This window comes from Luteimonas sp. MC1572 (genome assembly GCF_016615815.1).
Taxonomy (GTDB): domain Bacteria; phylum Pseudomonadota; class Gammaproteobacteria; order Xanthomonadales; family Xanthomonadaceae; genus Luteimonas.
This window is the reverse complement of record NZ_CP067112.1, coordinates 240,163-256,023: the sequence shown is the minus strand read 5'-3', so window position 1 is coordinate 256,023 and position 15,861 is coordinate 240,163. Positions and strand designations below refer to the sequence as shown.

At 70.1% G+C, this 15,861-nt stretch carries 13 protein-coding genes and 1 pseudogene; 4 read left to right on the top strand and 10 right to left on the bottom strand.

Annotated features, from left to right (window positions below):
* Positions 1-726 carry an SURF1 family protein gene (locus JGR64_RS01150; RefSeq protein ID WP_255531426.1) on the bottom strand — a complete coding sequence of 242 codons (726 nt, stop codon included), beginning with the start codon at positions 724-726 and terminating at the stop codon, positions 1-3.
* Positions 727-786: 60 nt separating this feature from the next.
* Between JGR64_RS01150 and JGR64_RS01145 the strand changes: the two genes are divergently transcribed.
* Positions 787-1,005, top strand: a complete 219-nt coding sequence (locus JGR64_RS01145; RefSeq protein ID WP_199375131.1) for a twin transmembrane helix small protein — start codon at positions 787-789, stop codon at positions 1,003-1,005.
* 108 nt (positions 1,006-1,113) lie between these two features.
* Here the strand turns inward: JGR64_RS01145 and JGR64_RS01140 are convergent, their stop codons facing one another.
* From JGR64_RS01140 to coxB, 5 genes and pseudogenes are all read right to left on the bottom strand, one after another.
* The gene (locus tag JGR64_RS01140; protein ID WP_199374708.1) at positions 1,114-1,998 is read right to left on the bottom strand and encodes a cytochrome c oxidase subunit 3; all 885 of its coding nucleotides are present in this window, start codon (positions 1,996-1,998) and stop codon (positions 1,114-1,116) included.
* A 22-nt stretch (positions 1,999-2,020) separates the two neighbouring features.
* Positions 2,021-2,605 carry a cytochrome c oxidase assembly protein gene (locus JGR64_RS01135; protein WP_199374705.1) on the bottom strand — a complete coding sequence of 195 codons (585 nt, stop codon included), beginning with the start codon at positions 2,603-2,605 and terminating at the stop codon, positions 2,021-2,023.
* Entirely contained in the window at positions 2,602-2,745 is a 144-nt protein-coding gene (locus JGR64_RS01130) for a hypothetical protein (RefSeq protein WP_199374703.1), read from the bottom strand. Before JGR64_RS01130 ends, JGR64_RS01135 begins: the two co-directional genes overlap by 4 nt.
* A gap of 49 nt (positions 2,746-2,794) precedes the next feature.
* Positions 2,795-4,411: pseudogene (gene ctaD, locus JGR64_RS01125) on the bottom strand (cytochrome c oxidase subunit I); the annotation flags it as partial.
* 29 nt (positions 4,412-4,440) lie between these two features.
* A complete protein-coding gene (gene coxB / locus JGR64_RS01120; protein ID WP_233348292.1) occupies positions 4,441-5,370 on the bottom strand; it encodes a cytochrome c oxidase subunit II in 930 nt (309 codons plus the stop codon).
* Positions 5,371-5,614: 244 nt separating this feature from the next.
* On the opposite strand from coxB, the gene putA reads away from it, so the two are divergent.
* Together putA and JGR64_RS01110 are read left to right on the top strand one after the other, a co-directional pair.
* Complete coding sequence (gene putA / locus JGR64_RS01115; RefSeq protein ID WP_234446974.1) at positions 5,615-8,767, top strand: bifunctional proline dehydrogenase/L-glutamate gamma-semialdehyde dehydrogenase PutA; 3,153 nt, start codon at positions 5,615-5,617, stop codon at positions 8,765-8,767.
* A gap of 67 nt (positions 8,768-8,834) precedes the next feature.
* Positions 8,835-9,371, top strand: a complete 537-nt coding sequence (locus JGR64_RS01110) for a hypothetical protein (protein WP_199374697.1) — start codon at positions 8,835-8,837, stop codon at positions 9,369-9,371.
* A 76-nt stretch (positions 9,372-9,447) separates the two neighbouring features.
* Here JGR64_RS01110 and JGR64_RS01105 read toward each other — a convergent pair whose 3' ends face one another.
* A complete protein-coding gene (locus tag JGR64_RS01105; protein WP_199374696.1) occupies positions 9,448-10,788 on the bottom strand; it encodes an outer membrane protein transport protein in 1,341 nt (446 codons plus the stop codon).
* 155 nt (positions 10,789-10,943) lie between these two features.
* Here JGR64_RS01105 and JGR64_RS01100 point away from each other — a divergent pair, with 155 nt between their 5' ends.
* On the top strand, positions 10,944-11,636 hold the full coding sequence (locus JGR64_RS01100) for a rhomboid family intramembrane serine protease (protein WP_199374694.1): 693 nt from the start codon (positions 10,944-10,946) through the stop codon (positions 11,634-11,636).
* On the opposite strand, the gene JGR64_RS01095 is transcribed toward JGR64_RS01100, so the two are convergent.
* From JGR64_RS01095 to gpmI, 3 genes are all read right to left on the bottom strand, one after another.
* Positions 11,630-12,979 (bottom strand): S41 family peptidase, encoded by a 1,350-nt coding sequence (locus JGR64_RS01095; protein WP_199374692.1) that lies wholly within the window; start codon positions 12,977-12,979, stop codon positions 11,630-11,632. The two genes, JGR64_RS01100 and JGR64_RS01095, sit on opposite strands and share 7 nt — an antisense overlap.
* Positions 12,980-13,062: 83 nt before the next feature.
* Positions 13,063-14,328 (bottom strand): peptidoglycan DD-metalloendopeptidase family protein, encoded by a 1,266-nt coding sequence (locus JGR64_RS01090; RefSeq protein WP_199375129.1) that lies wholly within the window; start codon positions 14,326-14,328, stop codon positions 13,063-13,065.
* Positions 14,328-15,857: a 2,3-bisphosphoglycerate-independent phosphoglycerate mutase gene (gpmI, locus tag JGR64_RS01085; RefSeq protein ID WP_199374690.1), complete on the bottom strand. Its 1,530-nt coding sequence runs from the start codon at positions 15,855-15,857 to the stop codon at positions 14,328-14,330. Before gpmI ends, JGR64_RS01090 begins: the two co-directional genes overlap by 1 nt.
* Between the last annotated feature and the right edge of the window lie 4 nt (positions 15,858-15,861).

Sequence of the window (15,861 nt, the reverse complement as noted above, 5' to 3'; positions counted from 1 at the left end):
TCATCGGCGGGTCCTGCGGAAACTGAGGATGAGCGCGATGACCAGCATCGCGGCGGCCAGCGCGAACCACTGCACCGCGTAGCCGAGATGGCGTTCCGGCGGCAGCGTGTTGGCGAGCATGTCGAGGTCGCGGGCGTAGCCCAGCGGCAGGTCGGGATCGAGGCGCAAGACGCGCGCGGCGAGCCGCGGCTGGCCGAGCGCCGCGGCCAGTCCGGATGGCGCGAGCCCGACCGCCACCAGGGCGTCGGCGTTGCCCGGCGCCGGCGCCAGCGCCGTGCCGCCAATGCCGAGCGAGGGCGGCGGCGACAGCATGCCGGCGACATCGATCTCGCCATGCGGACGCGGGACCTCCGGCATGCTGCGGTCACCGGGCACCGGCAGCCAGCCCAGCTCGACCAGCAGCGGCGTCCCGGCGTCGGGAATGAACACGCGGTAGGCGCGCACGCCGCTGCGTCCGTCGCGTTGCTGGTTGTCGAGGAGGACGGCCGGCGCCTCGGCGAAATGTCCCCGCCCGCTGGCCCAGTCATAGCCCTGCGCGCGTGCCGTGTCGGCCGCGACCGAGAGTGGTTGCGCATTGCGCGCGGCAAGGGTGGCGGCCACCGCGTCGAGCGTCGCCTGCTTGTCGTGCTGGCGCCCCAGCTGCCAGGTGCCGAGCATGGAGAACGCGGCGATCACCAGGATCGCGAGCAGCCAGCCGACAACCGCCCATGTCGCGCGGCGGCTCACCGCGGCGCGCCTACCGGCTGCGATAATGCCGGCGACAATCCCGGCCCACTGGAGGCCAGCATGAGCGATTCCCTCAAAACCCTGCTGATCATCGCGTTCCTGATCCTGATCGTGTGGAACCTCGGTGCCGGCCTGTACTACATGCTGGTCGACCGCGGCACCACCAAGCGTACGGTGAACGCGCTGACCAGGCGCATCGCGCTGTCGGTCGCGCTGATCCTGCTGGTGGTCCTGGCCATCTGGATGGGCTGGATCACGCCGCACGGCATCAACGGCTGAACCGCTGCGCGCGGCCCTGGCCGCGAGATGAAAAAGCGACGGCATGCCGTCGCTTTTCTTGTTGCGTCGGCCCGCGCCAGGCGCGGCCCGACACACGCAGTGCCCGGGTCAGAGCACGTAGACGAACAGGAACAGGCCCAGCCAGACCACGTCGACGAAATGCCAGTACCAGGCCACGGCCTCGAACGCGAAATGGTCGTCCCTGCTGAAGTGGCCCCTGGCGCAGCGCAGCCAGATGATCGCCAGCATCAGCGTGCCGAGCGTGACGTGCGCGCCGTGGAACCCGGTCAGCATGAAGAACGTCGAGCCGTAGATGCCCGAGCCCAGCGTGAGGTTGAGCTCACGGTAGGCGTGGATGTATTCCTCGACCTGGAAGAACAGGAACAGGCAGCCGAGCAGCACGGTGACGCCGAGGAACCACATCAGCGGCTTGCGGTGGCCGGCCTTCAGCGCATGGTGCGCGATGGTGAGCGTGACGCCGGACGACAGCAGGATCAGCGTATTGAGCAGCGGCAGGCCCCACGCCGGGATGGTCTGGAACACGCCACCGACATTGCCGGGGCCAGCCGACGGCCATGCCGGTGTGTAGCCCTCCCACAGCAGCACGTTGGTCATCATGCCGTCGCCGGCGCCGCCCAGCCACGGCTGCACCAGCATGCGCGCGTAGAACAGCGCGCCGAAGAAGGCGCCGAAGAACATGACCTCGGAGAAGATGAACCACACCATCCCCATGCGGAACGAGCCGTCGACCTGCTTGTTGTAGTAGCCCGACACCGACTCGAGGATCACGTCGGCGAACCACTTGAACAGGATCGCCGCCAGGCCGGCGATGCCGACGAAGAACATGGGGCGGCCCCAGTCGACCTCGTTGAACCAGCTCGCCAGGCCGAACATGGTGACGAACAACGCCGCCGACGCGAACAGCGGCCACTTGCTGTGGTGCGGGACGAAGTAGGCGTTGGGGTCGTGCTGCGTGGCGTGGGCCTGTGCCATGTCGGTTTCCGTTGTTGCCTGATCAGGGTGCCGCGCGCGGCACGTGGGCCGACGCCGTGCCCGCGACTTGCTCGCGCGCGGTCAGGACGTCGTTCTTGAAGAAGGTGTAGGACAGCGTGATCGTCTTGACGTCCTTGGGCAGCGACGGGTCGATGATGAAACGTACCGGCATGTCGCGTGTCTCGCCGGCGTGCAGCGTCTGCGCGGTGAAGCAGAAGCATTCCGTCTTGGCGAAATAGCCCGACGCGCGCGCCGGCGCGACGGACGGCGTGGCACTGCCCACCACCGTGCGGTCGCTGTTGTTGTGCGCGTAATACGTGGTCTCGTACTGCTCGCCCACGCGCACCTGCATGGTGAACTGGTTGGGACGGAACGACCACGGCAGCTTGGAATTCACGCCGCCGTCGAACTCCACCGTCACCACGCGCGCCTCGGCGCCCGCACCGCCGGTGGCATAGGCGCCGGCATCGACCGCGGTGTTGTCCAGGCGGATGCCGAACACCTTTTCACAGGCAATGCGGTACAGCGGCACCAGCGAGAAGGTGAACGCGAATGCCGCCAGCGAGGCCAGCAGCATCTTGGCGATGCCGGAGGTCTTCTTGCTCATCGCCCGATCACCCCGGACAGGATGAAGCCGACGTACACGACCACCGCGACCAGCGCGAGCGCCAGCGCGGTGCGCATGGCGCGGCGGCGCTGTGCCGCCACGCGCGGATCGCCAGCCTGCGGGTCACGCTTCGCGGACATTGCTCTGCCGGGCCTTGTCGGCGTGGGCGCTCGCATCGTCGTAGTCGAGGTGCTCGAAATCGCCGTGCGCCAGGTCGCCCGGGCGGATAACAGGCGGGGTCTGGAAGGTGTGGTGCGGCGCCGGCGACGGCACGGTCCACTCCAGGCCCAGCGCGCCTTCCCAGGCGCGGGCCGGTGCGATCGCGCCGCGCTTGAGCGAGTGGTACAGGATGCCGAACATCAGGAACGGCGTGATGAACATGCCGAACGCGCCGATCGAGCTGACCAGGTTCCAGTCCGCGAACACCACGTTGTAGTCCGGGATGCGGCGCGGCATGCCGGCCAGCCCCAGGAAGTGCTGCGGGAAGAACAGCACGTTGGCGAACACCACGCTCCACCAGAAGTGGAACTTGGCCAAGCCCTGGTTGTACATGCGCCCGGTCCACTTGGGCCACCAGTAGTAGACGGCGGCGATGATGCCGAACAGCGCGCCGGTCACCAGCACGTAGTGGAAGTGCGCGACCACGAAGTAGGTGTCGTGGTACTGGAAGTCGGCCGGCACGATGGCCAGCATCAGGCCCGAGAACCCGCCGATGGTGAACAGGACCACGAACGCGATCGCCCACAGCATGGGCGCCTCGAACGTCAGCGACCCCTTCCACATCGTGCTCGCCCAGTTGAAGACCTTCACGCCCGTGGGCACGGAGATCAGCATGGTCGCGAACATGAAGTAGATCTCGCCACCCAGCGGCATGCCCACGGTGAACATGTGGTGCGCCCAGACGATGAACGACAGGAACGCGATCGCCGCGGTGGCGTACACCATGGCCTGGTAGCCGAACAGCGGCTTGCGGCTGAAGGTCGGGATGATCTCGGAGACCACGCCGAACGCCGGCAGGATCATGATGTAGACCTCGGGATGCCCGAAGAACCAGAAGATGTGCTGGTACATCACCGGGTCGCCGCCGCCGGCCGCGTTGAAGAACGAGGTCGCGAAGAACTTGTCGGTCAGCAGCATCGTGACCGCGCCCGCCAGCACCGGCATCACGGCGATCAGCAGGAACGCGGTGATCAACCAGGTCCAGGCGAAGATCGGCATCTTCAGCAGGTCGACGCCGGGCGCGCGCATGTTGAGCACGGTGGCGATCACGTTGATCGCGCCCATGATCGAGCTGATGCCCATCATGTGGATGGCGAAGATGGTGAACGCCATGTTGGAGCCGCCCTGCAGCGACAGCGGCGGGTACAGCGTCCAGCCGCCGGCGGGGCCGCCGCCGGGCAGGAACAGCGTCATCAGCAGCATCGCGAACGCGAACGGCAGGATCCAGAACGACCAGTTGTTCATGCGCGGCAGCGCCATGTCCGGCGCGCCGATCTGCAGCGGGATCATCCAGTTCGCCAGGCCCACGAACGCCGGCATGATGCCGCCGAAGATCATCACCAGCGCGTGCATCGACGTCATCTGGTTGAAGAAGTGCGGGTTGACGTGCTGCAGGCCGGGCACCGCCAGCTCGAGGCGGATCACCACGCTCATCGCCGCGCCGATGATGAACATCACGAAGCTGAAGAGCAGGTAGAGCGTGCCGATGTCCTTGTGGTTCGTGGAGAAGAACCAGCGCTCGACGAAGCCCTGCTTGTGGTCGTGGTGCTCGCCGTGGACGGCGACGGTTGCGGTATCGGTGGCCATGGACTGCCTTGCCTCGTGAAGTCGTTCGATCAGCCGGCCGCGGGTGCGGCGACGGCGGAAGTGGTCTGGGCGGTGGCGGGCGCGGCTTCCTCAGCGGCGTCCGGGGCGACTTCAGGCGTGGGCACCGGCACGGCGACGGGCGCCGGCGCGGTCTTGGCCTTCTCGGCCGCCAGCCAGTCCTGGTACTCAGCCTTGGGCACCGCGCGCACCACGATCGGCATGAAGCCGTGGTCCTTGCCGCACAGCTCGGCGCACTGGCCGCGGTACACGCCGGGCTCGGAGATCTGCGTCCAGGCTTCGTTGACGATGCCCGGGATGGCGTCCTGCTTCCAGCCCAGCGCCGGCACCCACCAGGAGTGGATGACGTCATCGGCGGTGATCACGAAGCGGATCTTGGTGTCCACCGGCACCACCAGCTCGTTGTCGACCTCGAGCAGGTAGTACGGGTGGACGGCCGGGTCGGGGCGCTCGCCGCTCTGCCGGATGCGGTCATGCTCGCGATCCATGCGGCTGGTGATCGAGACGTCCTCGCCGAGGTAGTCGTACTTCCACATCCACTGGTAGCCGGTGACCTTGACCGTCATCTCGGACGCGCGGGTGTCGTACATCGCGATCAGCTTGGTGGTGGCCGGCCAGACCATGATCACCAGCAGGATCACCGGGATCACCGTCCAGATGACCTCGGCCGTGGTGTTGTGGCTGATCTGCGACGCCACGGCACCCTTCGACTTGCGGAACGCGAAGATCGAATAGGCCATGGCGGCGAACACGATCACGCCGATGACCACGCACACCCACAGCGCGAACATGTGCGCGTCGTAGGCGTTGATGGACGTCGCGGTCACGCCCCGGCCCATGTTCAGCTGCCACGGCTTCGCGTCGCCCGCCTGCGCCAGCGCCATCATCGGCGCCGAAGCCAAGGCCGCCATACCCCACCGCAAGAATCGCGCCTGCATCATGCGTGCAACCCCAAATGTCGTCGATCTGCGGCCGTGTGCCGCCAGCTGGAACGGTTGATCGGAGATCGATGTTCCGGGGAACAAGGACCGGCCACCCCCGATGACCGGGCGGGCAATCATGCGGATGGTAGCCGTCGCCAACCTTGACCGGCAAGCTGAAGCGACGCGAGCGTCCGCTGGCGGGCACGCGCGGCACCGCGGCCAGCTAGAATCTCAGGTTCCCGCCGATACCCGCCGACCCGCCGTGACCGACCTGCCCCTGGGCGCCCTGCCGCCGCCGCCCGCACCGCTGCGCGCGGCCATCACCGCCCATTGGCTTGCCGACGAAAGCGATCGCGTCCGCTCCCTGCTCGATGCGGCGCGCCAGCCAGCGGACGCCAACGTGGCGATCGCCGCGACCGCCACCGACCTGGTGCAGCGCGTGCGCCGCCGCGCCAGCGACCAGGGCGCGATCGAAGCCTTCATGCGCCAGTACGACCTGGGCAGCGAAGAAGGCGTGCTGCTGATGTGCGTGGCCGAAGCGCTGTTGCGCATCCCCGACCAGGACACCGCCGACCGGCTGATCCGCGACAAGCTCGGCGAAGCCGACTGGAAGCGCCATGTCGGCCAGTCCGATTCGGTGCTGGTCAACGCATCCACCTGGGGCCTGATGCTGACCGGCCACCTGGTCGACATGGCCGATGACACCAAGCGCGACGTGCACGGTGCATTCAAGCGCCTGGTGGGCCGCGTCGGCGAGCCGGTGATCCGCCTGGCGGTGCGCCAGGCGATGAGGATCATGGGCCACCAGTTCGTGATGGGGCGCACCATCGGCGAGGCGCTGGCACGTGCGCGCAAGGGCCGCAACGCCGCCTACCGCTACTCCTTCGACATGCTCGGCGAAGCCGCACTGACGCAGCGCGACGCGGACCGCTACCTGGAGGCCTACCGCAGCGCCATCGACGCCATCGGCCGCGATGCCGGCCAGCCGGCGGACGCCATCGTCGCGCCGTCGATCTCGGTCAAGCTGTCCGCGCTGCATCCGCGCTACGAGCACGCCAAGCGCGCGCGCGTGCTGGCCGAGCTCGCGCCGCGCCTGCTGGACCTGGCGCAGCGCGCGCGCAACCACGGCATCGGCCTGACCATCGACGCCGAGGAAGCCGACCGCCTGGAGCTGTCGCTGGACGTCATCGAAGCGGCCTGGCTGGATCCGTCACTGGCCGGCTGGGCGGGCTTCGGCATCGTGGTGCAGGCGTACCAGAAGCGCGCGCCGTTCGTGATCGACTGGATCGCCGGGCTCGCGCGCCGCGGCGGGCGCTGCATCCCGGTGCGCCTGGTCAAGGGCGCGTACTGGGACGCCGAGGTCAAGCGCGCGCAGGTCGAGGGCCATGCCGGCTATCCGGTGTTCACGCGCAAGCCCAACACCGACGTCAGCTACCTGGCCAACGCGCGCCGCCTGTTCGATGCCGGCGACGCGGTCTACCCGATGTTCGCGACGCACAATGCGCAGACCATCGCCGCGGTGCACCAGCTGGCCGCCAGTCGGCCGTTCGAGTTCCAGAAGCTGCACGGCATGGGTGACGACCTCTATGACGAAGTGATCCCCGCCGATCGCCTGGGCGTGCCCTGCCGCGTGTACGCGCCTGTCGGCAGCCACGAGGACCTGCTGCCGTACCTGGTGCGGCGCCTGCTCGAAAACGGCGCCAATTCCAGTTTCGTCAACCGCATCACCAACGAGTCGGTCGCCATCGACGACCTGGTCCGCGACCCGGTCGACGTGGTGTCGGCCTTCGCATCCATTCCGCACCCGCGCATCCCGCTGCCGGCCGACCTGTACCGCAGCCACGGCATCGAAAGGACCAACTCCATGGGCATCAACCTCGCAGACGACGACCAGCTGCGTGCACTCGCCACCGCGGTCCAAGCCGCGACCGCCGACTGGCAGGCCGCGCCGCTGGTGCCGGGCGCCACGCCGGGCGGCGCCTGGATCACGGTCAGCAATCCCGCCGACCGTCGCGAACGCGTCGGCCGCTGGCAGGCCGCGGACGCCGACACGGTGCAGCGCGCGCTGGCCAATGCGGTTGCCGCGCAGCCGGGCTGGAACGCCACGCCCGCGGCCTCGCGCGCCGCGATCCTGGAGCACGCCGCCACCCTGCTCGAGCAGCGCATGCCGCAGTTCATCGCCCTGTGCACGCGCGAGGCCGGCAAGACCATTCCCGACGGCGTGGCCGAGGTGCGCGAAGCGGTCGACTTCCTGCGCTACTACGCCGGCGAGGCGCGCAAGCTGTTCGCCCCCGAAGCACTCCCCGGCCCGACCGGCGAGAGCAACACCCTGCAGCTGGAAGGCCGCGGCGTGTTCGTCTGCATCAGCCCCTGGAACTTCCCGCTGGCGATCTTCGCCGGCCAGCTGGCGGCGGCGCTGGCCGCCGGCAACAGCGTCATCGCCAAGCCGGCCGAACAGACCAACCTGATCGCGCATGCCGCGGTCGAGCTGCTGCACGAGGCGGGTGTTCCGCCCGCGGTGCTGCAGCTGGTGCCCGGTGACGGCGCCACCGTCGGCGCGGCGCTGACCGCGGATCCGCGGGTGGCCGGCGTGGCGTTCACCGGCTCCACCGCCACCGCGCGCGCGATCAACCGCGCGCTGGCCGCGCGCGACGCCGCGATCGGCGTGCTGATCGCCGAAACCGGCGGCCAGAACGCGCTGATCGCCGACTCGTCGGCACTGCCCGAGCAACTGGTGAAGGACGCGCTCGGCTCCGCGTTCACCTCCGCCGGACAGCGCTGTTCGGCGGCGCGCGTGCTGCTGGTGCAGGCCGACATCGCCGACAAGGTGGTCGACATGCTGGCTGGCGCGATGGCGGAACTGGTGGTCGGCGACCCCGGGCAACTTTCGACCGACGTCGGCCCGGTGATCGACGCCGACGCCCGCGCGCTGCTCGACGAGCACGCCGTGGAGATGCGCGGTGCGCGCCTGATCGCCGCGGCGCACTTGCCGGAGGACACCGCGCACGGGACCTTCTTCGCCCCGCGCGCCTGGGAGATCGGCGCGCTCGACGAGCTCACCCGGGAAAACTTCGGCCCCGCGTTGCACGTGCTGCGCTGGAAGGCGGACGAGCTCGACGCGGTGGTGGATGCCATCAACGCCACCGGCTATGGCCTCACGCTGGGCATCCATTCGCGCATCGACGAGACCATCGACCGCATCGTGTCGCGCGCCAGGGTGGGCAACATCTACGTCAACCGCAACCAGATCGGCGCCGTGGTGGGCGTGCAGCCGTTCGGCGGCCAGGGCCTGTCGGGCACCGGGCCCAAGGCGGGTGGCCCCCACTACCTGCCGCGTTTCGCGACCGAAAAGACGGTCACCGTGAACACCACCGCGGCCGGCGGCAACGCCTCGCTGCTGACCCTGGGCGAGTGATGGCAGCCGCCGCCCCTGCCCCGATATAGTCGGTGCGCCGCCGGCCGGCGGCGCACGGGAGAGGGGAATGGGAACGATCCACACCGGCGCGCTCGCGTGCGCCGCACTCGCCGCCATGCTTGCGCCGACACAGGCCCCCGCACGGGCCGCCTTCCTGGACATGAAGGCGCAGGGCCCCGGCGTCTGCCAAGCGGCGCTGCCCGCGTTCGAGGGCCAGGTCCGGAAGCGTCCGCTGGCGCTGCAGAACGAGGGAACGGCGATCGCGTTCGTCTCCTGCGCGGTGCCGCAATTCACCGCCGCCGAACTCAACGATCCGGACTTCGGCGTCACGGTGACCTTCGTCAACAGCTCCGCCACGGCCGCCACGATCAACTGCACTGGCGTCAGCTTCAGCTACGGCGCGGGTGGGCTCACCATCGCGTACATCCCCAAGTCGGTCGCCGTCCCGGCCGGCACGCAGATCGATTCGCCCTACGCACTGAAGTGGGATGAGATCAACACGCCGGGCGCCGGCCCCTACACCACGGTGAGCTGCGCATTGCCGCCTGGCACGGGCGTCGCGGCGGTCCACTCCGCCAACGGCCTCGTGCTGATACCCGACTAGGCCCGGGCGCGGGATCGGGAACAACAATAAAAAAGGGCCCCTTTCGGGGCCCTTCATGCAACACATTGCACTGCGATCAGAAGCGGTATTGCGCCGAAACGCCGAACAGGTTGGCGTCGCCGGCGTAGGGGCCGGTGATGGTGCTGCCGCCGCTGGTGATGTCGACCTTCGGGTCCTTCGGCTTCAGATGGGTGAACGCGAAGTCCACGTCCATCGCATCGCTGACCTTCCAGCTGGCGCCGATCGAATACCAGTTGCGGTTGGCATCGGGCAGGCGCGGGGTGCGGTGCTCGATGCTGGTCGGGGTCTCGTCGTGCGCGACGCCGCCACGCAGGGTCCAGGCGTCATTGAGCTTGTACTCGGCGCCCAGCGACGCGAACGCCGTGTCCTTCCACTCGAAGGGCTCGACCGAATCCGGATCGGCGCGATCGAACTCGACGCGCACCTCGCGCAGCGACGACCAGCCGGTCTCGGTCCAGTTGGCCATCATCGCGAAGCGGTCGGTGAAGTCGTAGCGGGCAACGACGGCCAGGGTGGACGGCGTGGTCAGCTTGGCGCCGGCACCGCCGTCCTGGAACAGCTGTGCGGTGATCGGATTGCTGTTGAACACGGTGCGCACGTCGCCCGGCACGGTCCAGTCGGCGGTGCCGCGCAGCTCGTAGTCGATCTCGGACTGGTAGCTCACGCCGAGCGAGAGGCGGTCGGTCGGGCGCAGGTTGACGCCGGCGAGCCAGCCGAAGCCGGTGTCGTCGCCCTCGATCTCGGCGTGGCCGTCACGGGCCTGCGGGAGCGCGAACGGCAGCGGGCGGGTGGCCGGGTTGGAGAACAGCAGGGTGCCGAAGTCGACGGCCTTGGACAGGGTCACGTCGGCCTTCGAGTACACCGCGCCGATGCCGACCGACATGCGGTCGGTGACGTCGAGCGCCGCGGAGAAGGTCAGGTTGACGATCTTCACGTCGGAGGTGTCGGCGAAGTAGCGGCCCTGCCAGTCGTGGTCGTACTCGGTCTTGAGGCCGAACGGCGCGCTGACCATGGCGCCAAACGCCAGGCCGTTGTCGAGCTTGTGGATCACCGAGAACGCCGGGATCGGGGTCACGTCGCCGGCTTCGCCGCCGTCGCCGCCGGTCAGCGGACGGCCGAGCGCGTCGGTGCCCGAACCTTCAAAGCGGTAGCTCAGGTCGATGACCGACAGGTCGGCCTGCACGGTAGTGCCTTCGAACTGCGTCATCGTGGCGGGGTTGTTGACCACGACCGAAGCGTCGCCCGGGTTGACGCCGGAGCCGGCGAACGCGGAGCCGAGGCCCTTGACGCTGTTTTCCTTGAGCTGGAAGCCGGAGGCCTGCGCGGGCGCGAATGCCAGCGCGCCGAGGACGCCGAGCGCGAGGGCCGAAGCCCTGAACGTGTGGGGGATAGCCATTGCTTGAAATACTCCTGACGGATGGTTGCGACATCGCGCCCGCTGCGAACACGACGCGGCGCACTATACCGTGGCGTGTGGTTGGCGGTCCGCATCGGCATCACGTGTCTGAACGGGTATCTTGTGCCCCGCCCAACCCGGATCCCGCAGCGCACATGTTCGTTTCCATTCCGACGCGCTCACATCCATCCCGGCGCTGGGCCACGCCGCTGCTGTCCGTGGCGTTGTGGGCGGTCTACCTGTGGGCCAGCACGCGGCCCGAATCGGTCGAGCAGCAGCTGATGGCGCGCTGGGGCGCGCTCAGCGGCGGCCTGGCGCCCGCCGACCTGCTCGCCTCCTGGTCGGACGCGGAGCGCTGGCTGCGCTTGCTGAGTGCGCTGTTCGTCCACGCCGACTGGGCGCACCTGCTGGGCAACCTGGTGTTCCTGCTGATCTTCGGGCTGCCTGCGGAGCGGGTGATGGGCCCCTGGCGCTTCCTGCTGCTGTTCCTGATCGGCGGCGCGTTCGCCAACCTGGTGACGGTGCTGGCCATCGGCGCGCCCGACCAGCTGGTCATCGGCGCCAGCGGCGCGGTCTCGGCGCTGATCGGTGCCTACCTGGCGCTGTTTCCGCGCGCCCACCTGGGGGTGGTGCTGCCGCTCGGGCTGTTCCTGGAATTCGTGCGCGCGCCTGCCCCGCTGCTGATCGGCATCTGGGCCCTGCTGCAGGTCGTGTTCGCCTACATCGGCCCGGCGTTCGGCACGGTGGCGTGGTCGGCGCACATCGCCGGGTTTGCGTTCGGCGTGGTGTTCGCGCTGTTCTCGCGGCGCGCGATCGCGCGCCGGCTGCGACGGCGCAAGGGCTACTGAGCCGGCGCGGCGCAGGTGCCGCCGGCGACGATCGCGCGCAGGGTGGCGAACGCCGACGTCACCGGCGCTTCGCCCTCGAGCACGTCCCCGGCGCGGCTGCCGGCGACGCCCTCGCCGTCCGCCTCGAGGTGCCCGGGCAGCAGCGCTTCGACGAAACCGCTGGGCGCGGCACCGCCTTCGGGCTGCAGCACCACATCCGGCTCGATGCCGCGTGCCTGGATCGAGGTGCCGCTGGGTGTGTAGTAGCGCGCGGTGGTCAGCTTGACCGCGTCGCCATTGGACAGCGGCAAGACGGTCTGCACCGAGCCCTTGCCGAAGCTGCGGCTGCCGACGATGCAGGCGCGCGCGTTGTCCTGCAGCGCGCCCGCCAGCACTTCCGACGCGCTCGCGGAACCGGCGTCCACCAGCACCACCACCGGCCGCCCGCGCATGCGGTCGCCAGCCGTGGCGTTGAACGCGGTGTCGCCGGCGGTGATGCGGCCACGGGTGCTGACGATGCCGCCGCGCTCCAGCAGTTCGTCGGCGATCTGCACGGCCGAGGTCAGCAGGCCGCCGGGATTGCTGCGCAGGTCGATCACCAGGCCACGCAGGCCCTGGGTGCCGGCTTCCGCGTGCAGGCGGTCGAGGGTGTCCGCGAACGAGGCCGCGGTATCGGCCTGGAACACGGAGACGCGCACATAGCCGAGCCCGGGCTCGCGGATGCTGCCGCGCACGCTGGCGGTGCGGATGGTCTCGCGGCGCAGCTTGAGTTCCAGCGGTTCGGCCTGGCCTTCGCGCAGCAGCGTGATGCTGACTTCGGTGCCCGGCGGTCCGCGCAGCGGGCCGCGCCGGTCGTGGCTGGCCGGCGTCAGCGGGACGCCATCGACGGCGGTGATCACGTCGCCCGAGCGGATCCCGGCGCGCTGTGCCGGCGTGCCGTCCATCGGCGCGACCACGCGCATGCTGCCGTCGGGCAGCTGCATGACCTCGACGCCGATCCCCTCGTAGGCGCCGCTGGTGTTTTCGTCGAACGCCTCGGCATCGCTGCGTTCGAGGTAGGCGCTGTGCGGGTCCAGGTCGAGCAGCAGGCCGCGGATCGCGGACTGCATCAACTCGCGGTCATCGACCGGGTCGACGTAGCCGCCGCGCACGGCATTGAACACCAGCACGTAGCGGCTGATCTCGGCCAGCGGCACCGCGCTGGCGGGTACTTCGGCTTCGGCTTCCGCATCCTTCGACGCCTCCGATGCCTCGATCTCCGTGGACGGCACCGTTTCCTGCGGCGGTTCCTGCTCCTGCTCCTGCGCATGCACAGGCAGGGCCAGCAGGCTGGCGATGGCGAGCGTCAACAGGCATGCGCGCATGCGGGACTCCGTGGGGGTTCGGGGATAGGACCATGCAGAGCGTCGCAGGTTCGCGACGATGATGCGCCTGTCCGTGCCTGCGTTCAGCGCTTCTGCAGCCAGCTGGATGGATCGACCGGCTTGCCGTCGCGGCGCAGCTCGAAGTACAGCGCCGGCTGGCCCTGGCCGCCGGAGGTGCCGACGGTGGCGACCGCGTCGCCGCGCTTGACCCGGTCACCGGGCCCCTTCAACAGCGCGTCGTTGTGGGCGTACAGGCTCATGTAGGCGTTGCCGTGGTCGACGATCAGGATCATCCCGTAGCCCGTCATCCACTCCGAGAACACCACGGTGCCGTCGGCCACCGCCGTCACCGGCTGCCCGGCCGCGGCGGCGATCAGCACGCCCGAACTGCGGCGGCCGTCGGGCATGCGCCCGCCGTAGCCGGCCAGCAGGCTGCCGGACAGCGGCCAGCCGAGGCCGCCCACGGCCACCGGCGCGGCGCGTGCCACGCTCACCTTCGGCGCAGATGGCACCGGGCTGCGGGCCGTGCCCGCCCGGCCCGGCTCCGCGGTCGCGGTCTTGGCGCGTGCGGCGGCAGCGGCGGCGGCGCGCCGTTCGGCCTCGGCGCGGCGCGCGGCTTCGCGCAGCCGGGCCAGCAGGCGTTCCAGCGATTTGGCGTCGGCACCCAGTGCCTTCTCCTTGGCGCTGCGGTCGCGGTAGCGTGTGTCCAGCGCGGCCACGGACTCGGCGCGGCTGGCGCGCTCGCGCTCCAGCGCCGCAACCTGTGCACGCTGCGCCACCTGGCTGGCATCCAGCGCGGCGCGCTCGCTGGCGATCTCGCGTTCCATCGCATCCAGTCCGGCCAGCTCCTCCGACAGCGCGGCGATGCGTGCGCTGCGTCCACGCTGCAGGTAGCCGTGATAGGCGAGGCTGCGGTTGGCGGCGGCGACGTCGTCCTGCGCCAGCAGCAGCTTCAGCGGTGCGTGGTCGCCCACCGTATAGGCCGCGCGCAGCAACCCGGCGAGCTCCTTGCGCTGCGCCGACAGCGTGCCGGCCAGCGCGTCGCGCCTGGTGACCAGCGTGGCAAGCGCGGCCTGCTGCCGCGCCAGCGCGGTTTCGGTGTCGCGCAGTTCGCGGGCGACGCGCGCCACGCGTTCGTCGGCGCTGCGCAGCTCGCGACTGGCGGCGCCGCGCTGGCCTTCCAGCCTGCGGCGCTCGCTGGCCACGTCGCGCAGCTCGCGCTTGACCGTATCCAGGCGGCGCTGCGCGTCGCGGCTGCTCTGCGCCGCCGCCGGCGATGCGACTGCGAGCACCAGCAGCAGTGCCAACAGCGCCGACGCGGGCCGCAGGCGGATGGCCGCGATGCGCATCACGCCAGCAGGCTGCTGCCGGTCATCTCCGCCGGCTTCGCGACGCCCAGCAGGTCGAGCATGGTCGGCGCCAGGTCGCGCAGGGCGCCGCCGCTGCGCAGCTGCGCCCCGGCACGGTTACCGGCGTAGAGCAGGTCGACGGGGCCGACGGTGTGCGAGGTGTGCGGCTGCCCGGTTTCCGGGTCGCGCATCATCTCCACGTTGCCGTGGTCGGCGGTGACCAGCAGATCGCCGCCCTGCGCGGCAACGGCCGCGGCCACCTGCCCCAACGCGAAGTCCACGGCCTCGACCGCCTTGATCGCCGCGGCGAGGTCGCCGGTGTGGCCGACCATGTCCGGGTTGGCGAAGTTGCACACCACCGCATCGAAGCTCCCCGCGCCGATCGCCTCCACCAGTCGCGCGGTGACCTCCGGGCAGCTCATCTCCGGCTGCAGGTCGTAGGTCGCGACCCGCGGGCTGGGCACGAGGATGCGCTCCTCGCCCGGGAAGGGCGCCTCGCGGCCACCGTTGAAGAAGAACGTGACGTGCGCGTACTTCTCGGTTTCGGCGATGCGCAGCTGGGTGAGGCCGTTGTCGGCCAGCACCTGGCCCAGCGTGTTGGCGAGGTCGTCCGGCGCGAACGCCAGCGGCGCGGGTAGGTTGGCGTCGTATTCGGTCAGGCAGGTGAAGCGCGCCAGCGCCGGGCGCCGTGCGTGGAAACCTTCGAACACGGGTGCCACGAACGCCGCCGTCAGCTGGCGCGCGCGGTCGGCGCGGAAATTCATGAACACCACGGCGTCGCCGTCGCGCATTGGCGCGGCCCCGTCGATCACCGTCGGCAGCACGAACTCGTCGTTCTCGCCGCGCGCGTAGGCCGCGGCGAGCGCCGCCACGGCATCGGGCGCGCGATGCGCGGCGCTGGACTCGACGATCGCATCCCAAGCCTGGCGCACGCGCTCCCAGCGCTGGTCGCGGTCCATCGCGAAATAGCGGCCGCTGACGCTGGCAACGTGTGCATTGCCGTGGCGCGCACAGGCGGCCTGCAGCGCGCGGAGGCTCGGTTCGGCGGAACGTGGCGGCATGTCGCGCCCGTCGGTGAACGCATGCACCGCGACGCGGGCCACGCCGGCGCGCGCGGCGAGGTCCAGCATCGCCAGCACGTGCAGCTCGTGGCTGTGCACGCCGCCCGGCGACAGCAGGCCCAGGACGTGCAGGGTGCCGCCGGGCGCGACCGCGGCGCACGCGTCGAGCAGCCCGGCGTTGGTGAAGAAACTGCCATCGGCGATCGCGGCGTCGACCCGGGTCAGGTCCTGGTAGACCACCCGGCCGGCGCCGATGTTCATGTGGCCGACCTCGGAATTGCCCATCTGGCCGTCGGGCAACCCGACGTGGCGGCCTTCGGTATGCACCAGCGTGCGCGGCCCGGCCGCGTGCAGGCGGCGCCAGTTGGGGATGTCGGCGAGGGCCAGGGCGTTGTCGCGCGGATCCTCGCGATGGCCCCAGCCGTCAAGGATGAGCAGCACGACAGGCTTGCGGCGGACGGCGGGCATGGCG